General features: G+C 25.3%; 19 protein-coding genes. 11 read left to right on the top strand and 8 right to left on the bottom strand.

Translation table 11 applies throughout. The features are described 5' to 3' along the window. Positions 1-78: 78 nt before the first annotated feature. Positions 79-1,371: an adenylosuccinate lyase gene (purB, locus tag T324_RS0109425; protein WP_028330021.1), complete on the top strand. Its 1,293-nt coding sequence runs from the start codon at positions 79-81 to the stop codon at positions 1,369-1,371. Positions 1,372-1,432: 61 nt separating this feature from the next. Here purB and T324_RS0109420 read toward each other — a convergent pair whose 3' ends face one another. Further along, positions 1,433-2,710, bottom strand: coding sequence for a tetratricopeptide repeat protein (locus T324_RS0109420; protein ID WP_028330020.1), 1,278 nt, complete (start codon positions 2,708-2,710; stop codon positions 1,433-1,435). Between the two features lie 139 nt (positions 2,711-2,849). Between T324_RS0109420 and T324_RS0109415 the strand changes: the two genes are divergently transcribed. Next, a complete protein-coding gene (locus T324_RS0109415) occupies positions 2,850-4,331 on the top strand; it encodes a glycogen synthase (RefSeq protein WP_028330019.1) in 1,482 nt (493 codons plus the stop codon). Positions 4,332-4,378: 47 nt separating this feature from the next. Next, positions 4,379-4,876, top strand: a complete 498-nt coding sequence (locus tag T324_RS0109410) for a YajQ family cyclic di-GMP-binding protein (protein WP_028330018.1) — start codon at positions 4,379-4,381, stop codon at positions 4,874-4,876. Positions 4,877-4,933: 57 nt separating this feature from the next. On the opposite strand, the gene lexA is transcribed toward T324_RS0109410, so the two are convergent. Further along, on the bottom strand, positions 4,934-5,563 hold the full coding sequence (gene lexA, locus T324_RS0109405; protein WP_028330017.1) for a transcriptional repressor LexA: 630 nt from the start codon (positions 5,561-5,563) through the stop codon (positions 4,934-4,936). A 313-nt stretch (positions 5,564-5,876) separates the two neighbouring features. Between lexA and T324_RS0109400 the strand changes: the two genes are divergently transcribed. The 4 genes from T324_RS0109400 to T324_RS0109385 all read left to right on the top strand — a co-directional run bounded on the left by T324_RS0109400 (position 5,877) and on the right by T324_RS0109385 (position 9,374). Then, the gene (locus tag T324_RS0109400; protein WP_028330016.1) at positions 5,877-6,527 is read left to right on the top strand and encodes an amino acid ABC transporter permease; all 651 of its coding nucleotides are present in this window, start codon (positions 5,877-5,879) and stop codon (positions 6,525-6,527) included. After that, a complete protein-coding gene (locus T324_RS0109395; RefSeq protein WP_038375170.1) occupies positions 6,511-7,293 on the top strand; it encodes an amino acid ABC transporter ATP-binding protein in 783 nt (260 codons plus the stop codon). Before T324_RS0109400 ends, T324_RS0109395 begins: the two co-directional genes overlap by 17 nt. 226 nt (positions 7,294-7,519) lie before the next feature. Then, positions 7,520-8,353, top strand: a complete 834-nt coding sequence (locus T324_RS0109390; protein ID WP_028330014.1) for an amino acid ABC transporter substrate-binding protein — start codon at positions 7,520-7,522, stop codon at positions 8,351-8,353. A 211-nt stretch (positions 8,354-8,564) separates the two neighbouring features. Further along, positions 8,565-9,374 (top strand): amino acid ABC transporter substrate-binding protein, encoded by an 810-nt coding sequence (locus tag T324_RS0109385; RefSeq protein WP_028330013.1) that lies wholly within the window; start codon positions 8,565-8,567, stop codon positions 9,372-9,374. A gap of 78 nt (positions 9,375-9,452) precedes the next feature. On the opposite strand, the gene T324_RS17100 is transcribed toward T324_RS0109385, so the two are convergent. The 3 genes from T324_RS17100 to aroE all read right to left on the bottom strand — a co-directional run bounded on the left by T324_RS17100 (position 9,453) and on the right by aroE (position 12,087). Further along, on the bottom strand, positions 9,453-10,409 hold the full coding sequence (locus T324_RS17100; RefSeq protein WP_084548640.1) for a leucine-rich repeat domain-containing protein: 957 nt from the start codon (positions 10,407-10,409) through the stop codon (positions 9,453-9,455). Positions 10,410-10,484: 75 nt separating this feature from the next. Further along, complete coding sequence (gene aroD, locus T324_RS0109375; RefSeq protein WP_038375168.1) at positions 10,485-11,204, bottom strand: type I 3-dehydroquinate dehydratase; 720 nt, start codon at positions 11,202-11,204, stop codon at positions 10,485-10,487. A gap of 31 nt (positions 11,205-11,235) precedes the next feature. Continuing rightward, the gene (aroE, locus tag T324_RS0109370) at positions 11,236-12,087 is read right to left on the bottom strand and encodes a shikimate dehydrogenase (protein ID WP_028330011.1); all 852 of its coding nucleotides are present in this window, start codon (positions 12,085-12,087) and stop codon (positions 11,236-11,238) included. Positions 12,088-12,266: 179 nt separating this feature from the next. On the opposite strand from aroE, the gene T324_RS0109365 reads away from it, so the two are divergent. The 4 genes from T324_RS0109365 (at position 12,267) to T324_RS0109350 (ending at position 15,736) form a co-directional block, all read left to right on the top strand. Beyond that, complete coding sequence (locus T324_RS0109365) at positions 12,267-12,650, top strand: RidA family protein (protein WP_028330010.1); 384 nt, start codon at positions 12,267-12,269, stop codon at positions 12,648-12,650. A 107-nt stretch (positions 12,651-12,757) separates the two neighbouring features. Further along, entirely contained in the window at positions 12,758-13,615 is an 858-nt protein-coding gene (locus T324_RS0109360; RefSeq protein WP_028330009.1) for a DUF368 domain-containing protein, read from the top strand. A gap of 97 nt (positions 13,616-13,712) precedes the next feature. Further along, positions 13,713-14,675 carry a hypothetical protein gene (locus T324_RS0109355; protein ID WP_028330008.1) on the top strand — a complete coding sequence of 321 codons (963 nt, stop codon included), beginning with the start codon at positions 13,713-13,715 and terminating at the stop codon, positions 14,673-14,675. Between the two features lie 20 nt (positions 14,676-14,695). Further along, complete coding sequence (locus T324_RS0109350) at positions 14,696-15,736, top strand: tetratricopeptide repeat protein (RefSeq protein WP_028330007.1); 1,041 nt, start codon at positions 14,696-14,698, stop codon at positions 15,734-15,736. A 9-nt stretch (positions 15,737-15,745) separates the two neighbouring features. On the opposite strand, the gene T324_RS18515 is transcribed toward T324_RS0109350, so the two are convergent. From T324_RS18515 to T324_RS0109340, 3 genes are read right to left on the bottom strand one after another with little or no spacing between them, the layout of a single operon-like run. Next, positions 15,746-16,216: a class I SAM-dependent methyltransferase gene (locus tag T324_RS18515; RefSeq protein ID WP_425387427.1), complete on the bottom strand. Its 471-nt coding sequence runs from the start codon at positions 16,214-16,216 to the stop codon at positions 15,746-15,748. Between the two features lie 7 nt (positions 16,217-16,223). Further along, a complete protein-coding gene (locus T324_RS18510) occupies positions 16,224-16,505 on the bottom strand; it encodes a M64 family metallopeptidase (protein ID WP_245580674.1) in 282 nt (93 codons plus the stop codon). Positions 16,506-16,513: 8 nt separating this feature from the next. Then, positions 16,514-17,263, bottom strand: coding sequence for a WecB/TagA/CpsF family glycosyltransferase (locus tag T324_RS0109340; RefSeq protein WP_028330006.1), 750 nt, complete (start codon positions 17,261-17,263; stop codon positions 16,514-16,516). Positions 17,264-17,270: the final 7 nt, after the last annotated feature.

The raw sequence follows: 17,270 nt of genomic DNA, 5'->3' as shown, positions 1-17,270 counted from the left end.
GCCATTAAAAAATAATTGAAATAATTGATAATTATATCTATAATATTTCAAAATTATAGATATTAAGGAAAATAATTTATGATAAAGAGATATACAAGAAAAGAGATGGGAGAGCTTTGGAGCTTACAAAATGAGTTTCAGGTTATGCTTGATGTTGAGATTGCTGCTTGCGAGGCTATGGCCGAAATAGGAGAGATTCCGGCAGAAGCAGTAAAAAATATTAAAGAAAAAGCAACTTTCACAGTAGAAAGAATTGCAGAAATAGAAAAAGAAACTAATCATGATATCATATCATTTGTTACTGCTGTGCAAGAGAATGTAGGAGAAGGCGGACAATATATACATAAAGGCTTAACTTCAAGTGATGTTAAAGATACTGCATTGGCTGTTATGATGAAAAGATCTGCTGAAATTATATTGGATGATTTAAAAAGATTATCAGAAGTATTGTTAAGAAGAGCAAAAGAACATAAATATACTCCTTGTATAGGACGTACTCATGGTATACATGCTGAACCTATGACATTGGGTTTAAAATTTATATTATGGTATGATGAGAATGAAAGAAATATTAAAAGGGTAGAGGAAGCAAAAAAAGAGGTTTCTGTTGGTAAACTTTCAGGAGCAGTCGGTACTTACAGTAATATTGATCCTAGAATAGAAGAGCTTGTTTGTAAAAAGTTAGATATAGAGGCAGACAGAGTTTCTACTCAAATAATACAAAGAGACAGACATGCACAGTATCTTACAACTTTAGCAATAGTTGCTAGTTCATTAGAGAAATTTGCTACAGAAATTAGAAATTTACAAAGAACTGATATAAGAGAAGCAGAAGAATATTTCAGTGAAAAACAAAAAGGTTCATCTGCTATGCCTCATAAAAGAAACCCAATTACTTGTGAAAGAATATCTGGTTTAGCAAGAATAGTAAGAGGTAATGCATTAGCGTCTCTTGAAGATATTACACTTTGGCATGAAAGAGATATAAGCCATTCATCAGTAGAACGTGTTATACTTCCAGATTCTACAATAGCTGTTGATTATGCTATTAATAAATTTATTGATATAGTAGATAAGCTTTTAATTTATCCAGAGGCTATGAAAGCCAATATTGAGAAAACAGGCGGTTTAATTTTCAGCCAAAGAATATTAATAAGCTTAGTTAATAAAGGTATTGACAGAGATAATGCTTACAGATGGGTACAAAGAAATGCAATGAAAAGATGGCTTAATAATGAAGATTTTAGAGAGAATGTTCATAAAGATGAAGATATAACAAAATATTTAAGCTATCAGGAAATTGATGATTGTTTTGATTATGCATACTATCTAAGAAATATTGATGTTATAATGAAGAGATTTGGAATATAATTATATTTCAAAATTAATAATAAGCCAAATAGAATAATATAATTTCTATTTGGCTTTTTATTTATCCTAATATATTTTTTATTCTACTAAATAATGACTGCTTATCATTTTCTAAAGACTTATAATCTATATTTTCATCATTACAGAATTTTACGGCTGTTTCTATATTTTTATTTGCTAATTCTATAATATTTTTTATTATAATTTCTTTGATTGTTTTTGTTTTTATAATACTGTTATTTCTATATAGTTTTATTAATTCTTCAGAAGATTTTTGATAGTTATTTGTATGATAATAGGATATTGCTCTGTTATAGTAAGCATTAAAAAAATTTCCGCTTAATTCTATAACTTTATCATAGTAGGATATAGCTGCATCATACTCATTATTATCAAATGCTATATTTCCTAAATTATAAAAATTATTTATCTCTTCATTTTTATTTTTTAAATTTTCAAAATTTCTTATTTCTTTCTTTAATACTTTTAATTGTTTTTTATATAAAGTATTAAATTTCTTCATTTTTAGTTTTGATTTTTTTAATATATTATTATTTATAACTATACTTATTAAAGTAAAAACTATCATTATAACAGTCAAAAAAGCAAACCAGAAATTTATTACATTATTTGACGACTTAATAGTTTCATTCATTGACAGTTCTAAATTTCTATTGTAATTGTCAAATACATTTTTTAATGCAGATTCTAAATTTTCAATATTTGAGCTTTTTAATATTATATGATTGGTTGCTGTTTTATTACTTGATATTTGTCTTATTAACATATTGGTATAATAATCTTCTTTAGCTATAATTATATTTTCAAGGGAAGGTGAATAATTTGTTATAGAATAATTTAATCTTCTTTCTATTTCCATATTATGATTTAAATATATGTTTCTGAATATAAGCATTGATAATACAAATAATATTATAAAAGTAAGCATATAATATCTATGAAAGAATTTTAAGACTCTAGTTGGATATTTTCTTTTTGAATGTTCTTTTATTGTATTTATTCCGGTATCAGCTATATTTTTAATTTTTCCTTTAACATCTTTTTCATCTAAATATTTTTGGAATTTATCTATATTATCTGATGTAAAATCTTTAGCTTTTTCAAAACTTTTTATTGCTGCATCTTTAGCCTTTTCTATATTTTCATTGGCAAAATCTTTAGCTTTTTCTATATTTTCACCAGCAAAATCTTTAGCCTTTTGTATATTATCATCATTTATAAATCCTTTATTATTGATATTGTTTTTATTTTTTTTATAATGTCTTATTCTTTTTTGTTTATTTAATTTAGATCTTTTGGATTTATTATTTTTTTTCATAAGACTTGCCCTTAAATATATTTTTTATATTTTATTCTAAAATTAGAATAATTAAAATATTAAAATTTATTTAAACTTGATTTTTAACGTTAAAAGGTATATAAATATATTATAATAAAATCTTTATGGAAGTAAAGTTATGAATATATTTATAGCATCTAGTGAGGCCTATCCTTTTTCAAAGACAGGAGGGCTAGGTGATATTGCAGGAAGTCTTCCTTTAGCATTAGATTCTATTAAAATTAATACTTCTTTAATAATACCTCTTTATAAGCAAAATTATAACTTAGTAAATAAGAAAAATATATTGACTAAAATAAAAATAGAACATGGAAAAGATACCGAGGAAGTTGAAATAATAAAAATTAAACATCCTGAAAATGGTAATGTTGATGTTTATTTTATAAAGCATGATCATTTCTTTAAAAGAAACGGCATATATTCAGAAAATGGAATTGATTACAATGATAATGCTAGCAGATATATATTATTTTCAAAGTCTATTGTAAAACTTATTATATATTTATATGAAAAAGAAAATTTAAAAGCAGATATACTTCATATTCATGATTGGCAGACGGCATTGGCAGCACTTTATATAAAAGAAGTTTATAATGATGAAGATGCGTTAAAATATTTAAAGGTGATGTTTACTATTCATAATTTGGCTTATCAAGGTAATTTTAATACAGATATATATACATTGCTTAATATTTCTTGGAAATTCTTTGTTCATAGCAGACTTGAATTTTATGGATATGTAAGTTTTATAAAGGCTGGTATAATACTTTCAGATATTGTTACAACGGTAAGTCCTTCTTATTCTAAAGAGATACAGGGTGAAGAATTTGGATGCGGTATGAATAGTCTTCTTACGGATGTTTCTCATAAACTATACGGAGTTCTTAATGGTGTATACGATGATTCTTGGAACCCTAAAACAGATAAATATATAAAAAATAATTATGATATAAATAATCCGGAAAAAAAGAAACTTATAAGGAATTCTTTATATAAAGAATTAGGTTTTATTAATAAATCATATCCTCTTGTAACTATGATTTCAAGATTTGATCCTCAAAAGGGACTTGATTTGATATATTCATCATTTTTTGAATTATCTACTTATGAAGCAAATTTTATTTTTTTATTTGCTAAGAATAATTATTTTAAAGATTTTGAATACGAGTTTACAAATAGAGCAAAAAGAGCAAAGAATATAAAAGTGTTATTTACATTTGATGAATCATTAGCACATAGATTAACAGCAGGCAGCGATTTATATTTAATGCCTAGCAGATTTGAACCATGCGGACTTAATCAAATATACAGCATGAAATATGGAAGTTTACCTATAGTACATGCAGTAGGCGGATTAAAGGATACTGTTATAAATTATAATGGCAATAAGACAGTTAATAAGGCTACAGGTTTCTCATTTAATGAATATTCTATAAAAAGTTTTGTTCAAACTATGGACTTAGCTTTTGATTTATATTATAATAAAAAAGAGATATGGGATAAATTAATTTTCAATGCAATGAGCAAAGATTATTCACTTCATAAAACAGCTTTAGAGTATGCTAAACTATATAAAAAAATGTTAAGCAATAAAAAATAATATTTTTAAGAATATAAAAAATAAAAAAATGTTAAAGGAGAATTATTATGGCAAAAGACCCAAGTTTCGATATAGTTTCTGAAGTTGATATGCAGGTTATAGATGATTGTGTAAATGTAGCTACTAAAGAAATAGATAATAGATTCGATTTTAAAGGTCAAAATATTAAGATTGAATTAAATAAAGGTGAAAAAACTATTACGATAATTGCACCTGCAGATTTTGTTTTGAATCAAGTTAAAGATATTCTTTTTCAAAAGTTTATTAAAAGAGGTTTAAATCAGAAGTGTTTGAAAGAGAAGAAAAAAGAAAAAGCTGCTGGAGATTCTGTTAGAGAAATTGATGAAATAGTACATGGAATAGATAAAGACTTGGCTAAGCAAATAGTAAAAGATATAAAAGATATGAAATTAAAAGTTCAAGCAAGTATACAGGATGAGCAAGTAAGAGTATCAGGTGCTAAGAAGGATGATTTGCAGGCGGTTATTTCTATGCTTAAAGAAAAAGATTATCCTATACCTTTGCAATTTACAAATTATAGATAAAAGATAAAATAAAAAGGGGATTTCAATATCCCCTTTAATTTTTGTTATATATATTTATCATATTTTTAATCTTATTAACCCCACAACTTTACCAACTATAGATACACTTTCCTTTATGATAGGCGGATAATCTTTGTTTTCAGGCATTAATTTAATACAGTCTTTTTCTCTAAAAAATCTCTTAACTGTTATCTCTTCATTGCCATTATCATCAATTTTAGCAACAACTATATCTCCGTTATCAGGTTCACTTGTAGTAGGATGAACTAAAATCATGTCTCCTTCTTTAATGTGCGCATCTATCATTGAATCTCCTGCAACTCTCATAAGAAAATTATTTTCATCCTGTACTATAGATTTAGGAAGAGAATAAGTTTCTTCAACGGATTCATCAGCAACATCCATTAAAAGTCCTGCCTTTACTTCATTACTTAAAAGCGGTATCTTTATAAGATTATGATTTCCCTTATTAAAAGTGTCTATAGGAACACTTCCTCTAGCTCTTTTTCCTGTTTTTTTAACATATCCTTTCTTTTCCAAAGCTGTTAAATGTGTTGTTACTGCAGTAGGAGAAGCAAAATTAAAATGAACCATAATTTCTTTAACAGTTGGAGGATATCCATTTTCATTGGTGAATCTTTGCAAAAAGTTAAATATATCTCTTTGCTTATCTGTTAATTCAGTCATATTTATACCTCTTTATATTTACATGTAGTATTTGTTATTATACTATATAAAAATATGATGTCAAGTTATAATGTGAAAAAAATTGTATTTTTACGGTTATTTGAGCATAAATAAAAGTGTAATATAGTTTAAATTTAATCTATTTTATGAAATTATTATACTTTTATATAAAGTATTTATAAATATATGTATTTAAATTTATTATATTATTTTTTGCTTATACAAAGCAGATTACATTGATTATTGATATTTTTGTGAATAATATTATAATGATAACTCATTAATGAATGAAAAATAATTATTGGTTGTATTTATGGATTATGTAATATCTACTACTATTTATCTGCTTAAAGGTACGTACACAACTTTATGTCTTTATATTGTAACTGTATTATTTTCCCTGCCTTTATCAATGTTATTTGCAGCATTACAATTCAGTGCCCCAAAATTTGTAAAATATATTTTTGATATATATGCTTGGATATTTAGAGGTACTCCATTAATACTTCAGCTTATATTCTTTTATTATGGTCTTCCTCTTATGACTAATAATGCAATAGCTTTCCCAGCATTTACATCAGCAGCCATTACATTCGTACTCAATTATTCAGCTTATCTTATGGAAATATTTAGAGCAGGTATTGAAAGTATAGAGAAGGGACAGTATGAAGCGGCTTTTGCTCTTAATTTAAATTACAGGCAGATTATGACTAGAATAATTCTTCCGCAAGCTGTAAGAAGGGTACTTCCTCCTTTATCTAATGAAGCTATAAACTTAATAAAAGATACTGCTTTAGTTATAGTACTAGGAATAGGAGATTTAATGCTTCATGCAAGACAGATACTTACAAGGGATTACAAATTGCTTCCATTTTTAATAGCAGCTATTATATATTTGTTATTTACTTCTGTGCTTGTATTTGTATTCAGACAATTGGAGAAGAAATATGTCATCAGAAATTAAAGAAACTATTTTAAAAGTTGTGAATGTAAAAAAACATTATAAAGACACTCCAGCAATAAATGGTGTATCATTTGAAGTTAATAAGGGGGATATATTATCTATTATAGGTCCTTCTGGTGCTGGTAAAAGTTCTCTCTTAAGAAATATTATACAGATAGAAGAACCAGATTATGGAGAAGTTTATATAGATAATGAGGTTTTATTTTGTAAGAGAGAAGGTGAGAAAGCAGAATTTATTACTCATGCAGATTTTATGAAGCGTAAAGAAAAGATAGGCATGATATTTCAGCATTTTAATTTATTTCCTCATAAGACAACATTAGAAAACATAATAGAAGCTCCTATTGTTGTAAAAAAGAAAAATAAAGATGAAGCTATAGAAGAGGCATTGAAGCTGCTTGATAGTGTAGGACTTAAACATAAAAAAGATAGTTATCCAAACGAGTTATCAGGGGGACAAAAACAGAGAGTTGCCATTGCAAGGGCTTTAGCTATGAAGCCTGAGGTACTTTTATGTGATGAGCCTACATCTGCTTTAGACCCTGAACTTATAGGAGAGGTTCTTGCCGTATTAAAAGAACTTGCTAAAGAAAAAATGACAATGATTGTTGTAAGCCATGAAATAAGTTTTGTACATGAACTTTCTACAAATATAGCTTTTATGGATGGCGGTAAGATAATAGCTATGGATTCATCAGATAATTTTTTTAATAATCAAAATAATGACAGAATAAAAGATTTTTTGAATAAAATTTTTCATAAATAGTTTATTTAATATATATTTTTTATTGACATTTTTATGAATAGTATTACAATAACTAGTAATGAATGTTTGTCAGGAGTTATTAGATGCATAATTGCAAATTCCATTTCAATAATATCTTTTATTCAATTCTTTATAACAAACATTACACCAATTAAATTTTTATTATAAATCATCAAAATATAAAAAATAAATTTATTAATTTTTATCATCAAAGGAGTAAATTATGATGAAACGTATATTTTTATTCTTATTTGCAGTAATTATGATTATTAGCTGCGGATCTAATAATACAGCAAATGAAGGTAATGGAGCATCTGCAGATACGACAAATGCTCAAGCAGATAATTCACTGCAAAAAGTAAAAGATTCAGGCAAACTTGTTTTAGGTTTGGATGATACTTTTGCTCCTATGGGTTTTAGGGATGAGAATGGTCATGTAGTTGGTTTTGATATTGATTTAGCAGCTGAAGTAGCTAGTCGTATGGGGGTTGAGCTTGAAATTAAACCTATAGAATGGTCTAGCTCAATATTAAGCCTAAATAAAGGTGATGTAGATGTTCTTTGGAATGGAGTTACTATCAATGAAGCTAGAAAACAGCAGATTAATTTTTCAAAGCCTTATCTTAATAATAGACTTGTTATAGTAAAAGCTATTGATGATAATACAATAAATTCAAAAGAAGATTTGAAAGGTAAAGTATTAGGTGTTCAAGTTGGAAGCAATGATGAGGCATTAACAGCTGATCCTTCAAGTAAAGATGCTAAAGAAATACGCAGATATGATGTAAATGTTAATGCATTTTTAGATTTACAGGCAAAAAGAATAGATGCTGTTATTATAGATGAAGTTGCAGCCCAGTATTATATATCCGATAAGAAAGCACCTTTTGTTGTCGTAGATAATAGCCCTTTAACTGAAGAGTTATATGGTGTAGGTGTTAGAAAAACTGACGGACAACTTTTAGCTGAAATTGACAGAATATTAGATGAAATGAAAGCTGATGGAAAAGCAGCTGAGATATCTCAAAAATGGTTTTCTAAAGATATAGTTTTAAAATAATTAATTATTTTTTTAAACTATATATTTGAAATAAATATATACTTTTTTTACAAAAAAATTAAATTTACTATTGATATTTTCGTTAATAGTAATACAATATATAGTAATTGGTTTGTTAGGAGTCTGTAAATAATTAAATGTGCCTTTTATGATAATATTGCTCATTTAATAAAATCTATTTATAAAGATTTATTGTATTAAGGATTAAATTATGAAGAAATATATATTTTTATTTATAACAGTTTTAATAATTATTGGATGTAATTCAAAAACTAATAATGAACAAACTATAGCTCAAACAGATAATTCATTGCAAAAGGTAAAAGATGCAGGCAAACTTGTTTTAGGTTTGGATGATACGTTTGCTCCTATGGGATTTAGAGACAGCAACAGAGAAATAGTTGGTTTTGATATCGATTTAGCATTTGAAGTAGCAAGACGTATTGGAGTAGAGCTTGAAACTAAGCCTATAGAATGGTCTAATTCAACATCTATTTTAACTAATGGAGAAGTTGATGTTCTTTGGAATGGTGTAAATATTAATGAAGAGAGAAAGAAATATATTAATTTCTCTAAGCCATATTTAAATAATAAACTTGTTATAGTAAAATCAATGGATGATAAAACAATTAATTCTATAGATGATTTAGTTGGAAAAAATATTGGTATTCAGTCCGGCGGTAATCATGAACAAGTTGCCAATAATCCTATAATATCTAAAATGAAAAATATAAATAAATATGATGATAATATTAATTTGCTTTTGGATTTACAATCAGGAAGATTAGATGCTGTTATTATAGATGATATTTTTGCTCAATATTATATAAATGAAAAAAAATCTCCTTTTATAATTCTTGAAAATACTCCTTTAACAGATGGATTATATGCTGTAGGATTTAGAAAATCTGATACCGAACTTTTAAATGAGGTAAACAGAATATTAGATGAAATGAAAAATGATGGAACAGCTGCTAAGATATCTATAAAGTGGTTTGGAAAGGATATAATTTTGAAATAATCATACCGTTTATCCATAAAAATAAAAGTGTATATTAATATTTATATATTGATATACACTTTTATGTTGTAATATGAATTATGAAATTTTTATTATATCTGCATTGTGAAGTAGTAAATTAATATTTTTAGGCAGAATAGTTTTATGGTCAATACTTAATAATTTTAGTTTTTTTAATTTGCTAATTTCTTTTGGGATTTCCTCTACATTATTAAAATATAGATATTCCAAATTTTCTAAGCTGTACATTTCTTCTGGTATTGAATATATATTTCCTTTTATATATAGTTTTTTTAATCCTTTAACATTTTTTATATTGCGTGGTATTGTTATAGTATCATAACTTGAAAAGTAGAATTCTTTTAAATTGGTAAGAGAACCTATATAATCAAATTTACCATTAAGATTATTGTTTTTTAATGATAAAATAGTTAATTTTGATAATTTAGTTATATGACTAGGTATATTATCTATCTTGTTATTATCAAGATAAAGCTCTTTTAGATTTTCTAAATTTGTAATTTCTTTAGGTATATCGTTAATATTGTTATTTGATATATTTAGTTCTTCTAGTTTTGAAAGTTTAAATATTTCTTTAGGTATACTGTTTAATTTATGTCCTGATAAATTTAAGTTTTTTAAATTTTTTAAATTTAATATTTCTATTGGAAACTTTTTAAACATGTTATTGCATATATCTATTTCTTCAAGTTTTTGTAGATTTGATATTTTATCAGATAAATGTTTTATTTTATTAAAGCTAATATCTATATATTTTAAATTATTTAAATTAAATATAGTTTCCGGTATTTCTTTTATATTATTATTGCATATATCTAAAATTTCCAGGTTTTTTAGTATTGATATTTCATTTGGTATATCTTTTAACCCGCAGCAGCTTAAATCTAATTTTTTTAGATTTAATAATTCTTTTTTAGAATAATTTGCCAATCTGTTTATATTGTTTTTTCTAAAAAAAACATATAGATTATTTAAATTTTTTTCTAAACTTTTATTTGCTGATATATCTTTCATCTAAATATTCTCCTTTTATGATATATTAGCATTATAAGAGTTTACTATGACAAATTTTGTCATATATAATTTTTTTTAATTATAAATTGTATCTAGTATATATTTTAATTTCATAGCCTCTAATTGTCCAGGTGCAGATGAACGTTTAGCAGATGCAAATGTAATAACAGAACCAAATATTCTGCTTATAATTCCAAGTTCCCCCATAGATATTGCAATTATAGGAAAATCTTTTATTTCACTTGAAGCATCTAATAAAGTAACTACATCTTTTTTATTTTTAGGCATATATGCAACTTTTGCAATATCGCAGTTTAATTTTATCATTTTATTTATTCTTGAAACTATTTCTTTTTTGGATGGTGTTTTATTAAAATCATGATTTGATATTATTGTTTTTATCTTTTTATCATGAGCTAATTTTATTATTTTTTTTATATCATATTCTTTTATCGTTAATAGTTCTAAATCTATTAAATCAAAACATTTATTTTCTATTATAAAATAATAAATATCTATTATTTTTTTATATACATTATATTTTATATCTATATTTCCGCCTTCTTTTGATGATCTTAATGTAAATAATATTGGCTTATTAGCAGCTTTTTTCATGTCATTTGAAATCTGAATTATGTTATCATATTTATCAAGATTATCTATATAAAAATCAGCCCTCCATTCTATAATATCAACAGGAAGTTTATTTATTTCTTTAATATATTTGATGATATCTTTTTCATTCTTTTCAACCACCGGTATACATATTTTTGGAGAACCTTTTCCTACTCTCATATTTTTATCCTTTCTTAAGTGTATTTAATCTTTATTTAAATATAATATTTTTTATATATTCTACAGGCATTTTTTCTTTAGTCCAAAGTTCAAAAGCTAATGCCCCCTGATACAATAACATACCCATTCCGTTTATTATTTTACATCCTTCTTCTTCAGCTATTTTTAATAATTTTGTTTTTGAAGGATTATATATACAATCGCTTACTACTAAATCATTTCTAAAAAAAGTTTTATCTTCTATAAGAGAAACATCATCTTTCATACCAACACTTGTGGCATTTATCAAAACATAGCTTTTATCTATTTCTTTTTTTAATCTGTTTTTATCCTCTAAAGAGTAAAGATTTATATTGCAGTTGGTTTTGTCGGCAATGTTATCTATTATATTTTTTTGTTCATGCCAATTAGTATCTCTTTTAAATACTGATATTTCTTTTACACCATACAAAGCTGCTTGAGATATTATAGCTATAGAGGCTCCTCCGGTACCTAATATTGTAATACATTTATCTTTTATATATACATTTTCTGATTCTAATGATCTTATAAATCCTTCTCCGTCTGTGCTATATCCTGTTAGAATTCCATTATCATTAACTATTGTATTAACACTTTGAGTCATATATGCTGCATCTGATACTTTATCTAAATATTTTATTACTTCCTTTTTATTAGGCATTGATAGGTTAACACCTCTCATATTTAATGTTTTTATAGATTTTACAGCATCTTCTAAATTATTTTTGTCTACTTCAAAAGATAAATATGCATAATTTAAATTTAGTTTTGCAAAAGACTCATTATGCATTATAGGAGATATGCTGTGCTTAGAAGGTGAAGCAAATAATCCTGTTAATATAGTTTTTGCATCTATTTTCATATTATTAACCCTGTTATTTTCATTAGTATTATCTTATATAATAATATAATTTGTACTATTGTCAAATACTATTATAAAAATAATTGATAATTACTTGATATTTTATTAAAAAGTTATTATAATTAACATAATAAAATTGCAAGAATTTTTTAATAATATAATTAAGGAGAACTAAATACATGGATAAAAAAATTATCAAAACCCAAAATGCTCCACAAGCTATAGGACCATATTCACAAGCTGTGAAAAGCGGAAATTTTATATTTGCTTCTGGTCAAATACCTCTAGATCCTGTAAGCGGTAATATTGAAGGAGATGAAATAAAGAAACAGACACAAAGAGTAATGGAAAATATTAAAGGGCTGCTAGAATCACAAAATTTAACTATGTCTAATATTATTAAAACAACTTGTTTTTTGAGTGATATGGCTAATTTTGCAGCTTTTAATGAAGTATATGCAACTTATTTTACAGAAAATCCTCCTGCTAGAAGCACTGTAGCAGTAAAAGCTCTTCCTAAAGATGCTTTAGTAGAAGTAGAAGTTATAGCAGTAGTTGAATAATTATTATTCATAAAAATATATAAAACCATGTTTAATTTATAATTATTCATGGTTTTTTATTTATCAAATATTTTCATTTTTTCATAATATAATATAAAGAGGGTTACATGAGAGAATATATATCTTATATCGTTAAAGGAATGGCTATAGGTGTGGCAAATGCTATACCTGGAGTATCTGGAGGAACTATTGCTTTTGTACTTGGTATATATGAGAAATTGACATATTCCATATCTATTTTACCTACTGCATTGATTAAACTTCAATGGAAAGAAATAAAAGATAGTTTAAAAGTTTTAATACCAATTGCTTTAGGTGCTGCAGTTTCTATAGTATTATTTTTAAAATTAATTAACTATACATTTATACATTATCCTATCCCTACAAGAATATTTTTTGTAGGATTAATATTAGGCTCTTTTCCTTTTATAACAAAAACAGTAGAAGAATTTAATATAAAAGTTTTTGTGGCATTTTTATTAGGTGCTTTTATAATGGCTATATTTGTATACTTTGATGTAAACAAGCCTGTTGGTACAACTACTTATGCTGGTGATTTTTCAGTACTTTATGGAATTAAATTATTTTTATGTGGTATTGCAGCGGCTGTTGCTATGGTAATACCTGGTATTTCTGGTTCTCTTCTATTATTAATATTAGGAGAATATGAAAATATATCAAATTTTATATCATCATTTTTTGATACATTCAATCTTCAGCTTTTAATACCTTTAATGTTTTTAGGTTTTGGTGTTATTATAGGAATATTTACAATCTCAAAGTTAGTAACTATTTTACTTCAAAAATATAAATCAATATTATTTGGTTTTGTCCTTGGAATTATAATAGTATCATTTTTGAGTTTATGGCCTAATATAACAGCTTTGAGTATACCAATGCTTGCTGCTACTGTTATTTCTATGTGTTTGGGTTTTTTAGTAGCTATAGTAATGGAAAAAATATAAAATATAATTTTTTAATAATTACATATCCTAAATTGCTTAATTAAATTTTATATATTTCATTTCCGAGAATTGAAATAGCATATATAGGATAATTGTAATGAATAAATTAATAAAAAACAAAAAAAGCATATACATATTATTTGCCTTTGTAAGTATAATAATTTTTTATTTATCTATAAATATTTTATATACACAAACATCTAATAATTTGCCTAGTGCTGAAAAATTTGTAAATAATATAGACATTACAGTATCTACAACTAATGATAGTGAAATTTTAATAGAATGGGATGGAATAAATAACAGCAATTTAATTTATTATGTATATAGAAGTGAAAGTCCTATAATTGGTAAATATTCCTTAGTAAATTCTAAAGTGGTTGATTATGTTAAAGCTACAAACACTTCTAGAAAATATGCTGTAGTTGACAGACCAGTATTATCATCTAATTATTATTATGCTGTAGTTTCATATATAGATAATGTAAGTTTTTATAATTCAAAACCTAAAGTTGATACATTATCCATAATATTTAATGGAGTAGTAAATACTAATAATAATCAATATAAAATTGATAATACTACTAATAATAGTCAGTATAAAATTGATGATGCTATTACTAATAATCAATATAAAATCGATAATACCAATACTATAATTTATGAATATACTAATGTTTTGGTAACTACAAATGTGTATAACATAACAAATACATATATAATAACTACTACAAATGTTGTTAATAATACTTCTGGAGTTATTAAAAGCAGTAATACATATAATAATAATTCTAGTTTAGTTAGCAAATATAAGAATGAATATGACAGAGCAGTAATACAATTTAAAGCAGGTAATTATTTATCAGCAGCATCAATTTTGGAACCTGTGTCAAAAGTGAATGTAAGCAGAACATTATATTATAATATTAATTTGCTTCTTGGTAAGTGCTATAAGAATTTGAGAAGAAAAAAGAATGCATTAGACGTTTTTAATCGTATAAAGACTTATAATGCTCAAGAGGTTAATTTTTGGATAAATCAGGTTTTAACTGATTTATAATTGGAGCGGGGAAATATTTTATGAAAACTTATGCAGCAGTTTTAGCATCTGTCATAACCATAGTGGCAATATTGGGAGGGGTGTTTATTACAAAAATTTCTGCTCTGTCTTCGCCAGAAAGATATTTTCAAAAAGGTAAAAGAAGCTACGAAATAGAAAATTATCAGGATACTATTAATAGTTTAAATGAATATTTATCCATAGATAGTAAATCAAGACCTATAAATAATATAGCAGAATCATATTTTATGGTTGCTGATTCATTAAAAAAATTGAAGAAATACACTTTGGCAAAAGAACGACTTACTGATATAATTAATAATCCCAATTTTATATATTATTCTACTAATGCAATTTTGGCTTATGCTGATATATCAAGACTAGAGAATAATGCTGATTCATATATCATATCTAAATTGCAGGAAAATTTAAAAGTTTCAGATAAAGATTTATCATCAAAAATGAATACTCAATATGGATATCAGTTGTTTTTACAAAAAAAATATGGCGAAGCATTAAGCTATTTTTTAAGAGCTGACGGAGAACTTGCTGTATTAGGAAGAGCAAGAGTTTATTTTAATATGAATGAGTATGATAGGGCATTTGAAATTTATGAAGAGTTTCTTAGATATAATAAAACAAGTATATACTATGATGAGGTTGTCAGAACATATTTAATTCAGGTTCCAGCAATGGCACATAGATATTTTATCAATACAAATTATACTAAAGCCAGAATGTATTATATAAAAATTTCAGAATTGTTTCCTAGAACAGAATATGAAGAGGAAGCATTATTTAGAATAGCTCAATCATATTATAATGAAAAAAATTATAATAAGGCTTTGGATTATTATAATAGAGTTAGATTAAACAATGTATATACATTAGATGCGGAAGCATTACTTTATATTGGTTTATCATACTTTAAGGTTGGAAGATATTCTGATTCTTATAAAGCTTTAGATGCATTTATTTCGGAATATCCAGCTAATCCTAATGCATCAAGAGCAAGAGAATATATGCAGGCTTTACAAGAAACTCTGCTTACAATTAATTAGATAAAAAGTTTATTGTTTTACAGATAGAGTAGCCCAAAAAGTAGGAATATTATATTCATGTAGTATACCATATCCATTAGTATCTTCATAAATATCTTCAAGTTTAAAACCTACTTTTAACTGGCCTCTAATTTGTTCCTCTATAGTATGTGAAAATTGTATACCGTCATTATTTTTAATTGCATTATTTAATAAATTATTGTCCTTTAAAGGATTAAATGGAAGTTTGTATTTTATTTCTTTTTCATTTTCTGAATTTTCTTCAAATAAAAAATTTATACCATTATCCAAACCAGACATAAGTATACCGCCTTTTTTAAGGACTCTAAAACATTCTTTCCATACATGCATAACATCTTCTATATAGCAATTTGATACAGGATGAAATATTAAATCAAAAGTTTCATTTGAAAAAGGAAATGTTTTTGTCATATCAGCTTTTACAGTTTCAATTTTATAGTTTTCTCTTTTGGCAACCAATAAATCACTAATCAATTTGTTTTTGAGAATAATCCATTAATGTGCATACAGCTTCAAGAGCAGCAAAAATTGGCATTTGCTGACCTCCTCCAGAAGCTAATCCTAGAATCTTTTTATTTTTTAAATTTGGAAACCATTCTTTTGGAACTGGTTTTGTAGGTGTTAAAAGCATTTCCCATTTGCCGTTTTTTGCATCTGCAAATACTTCATGTGTTATTGGAATTCCCCATTGCCATCCCATTTCTACCCATTTATCTATAGTCTCAGAGTTAATTTTTGAGTATTCCATTTATAATGTTAATCTGTATTATTTTTAGGTTTTTTTGTAGTTATTTTTTCAAATAGAACTAATGTCCAAAAACGTAAGTAATTTATATATAAAAATATTCTAAATATATTTTTTTTGAGATAGAATTTTTCTTCTTTATTAGAATTTAATATATCCATACTTGGAGGTTTTATCTTACCTGCAAAACTGTCTAATGGCCTTTTTATTGGTATACAGAATTTCATTTCTAGGTTGTCTTTATTATTATTAAACCAATATAAAGATTTTTTTAAATTCATATGTATCAAAAAAACATCAGGTTCTATTTTTTTAAATCCTATAAAAGCTTTTTCTAATTCATCTTTATCTTTAGTATTCTGAAAGTTTCCAAGCATATAAATTCCAGGATATATTTTTTTTATTTTTTCTGAAATAGTAAAGAAATATTTTTCTTCATCTCCAAATAAAAACATAGACATCTTTTTTTGCTCTATATAATCCATTACTTTAGAAAATAAAATAAAATCTTTTATATACGTTAATTCTTCTTTATGAATAAATTTATATGCTTTGGCTATAGATGGATGAGCAGCAATTACTAATGAAGCATCTTTTATAATTTCTTTTAATTTTTTATTAGAACGTACTTTAAGTAATTGATGGACATCCAAACTAGTTATAAGTACATTTTTACCATATTTAAGATATTCCAAAATTTCTTCAAAACTCACATGAAAATTATCTACTCTAACACCTAAAATGGATTTATTATCTATCATAGTCTAT

The sequence above is a fragment of the Brachyspira alvinipulli ATCC 51933 genome, assembly GCF_000518245.1.
Taxonomy (GTDB): Bacteria; Spirochaetota; Brachyspiria; order Brachyspirales; family Brachyspiraceae; genus Brachyspira; species Brachyspira alvinipulli.
The sequence above is the reverse complement of the archived record's forward strand: the minus strand, read 5'-3'. Positions and strand labels throughout refer to the sequence as shown.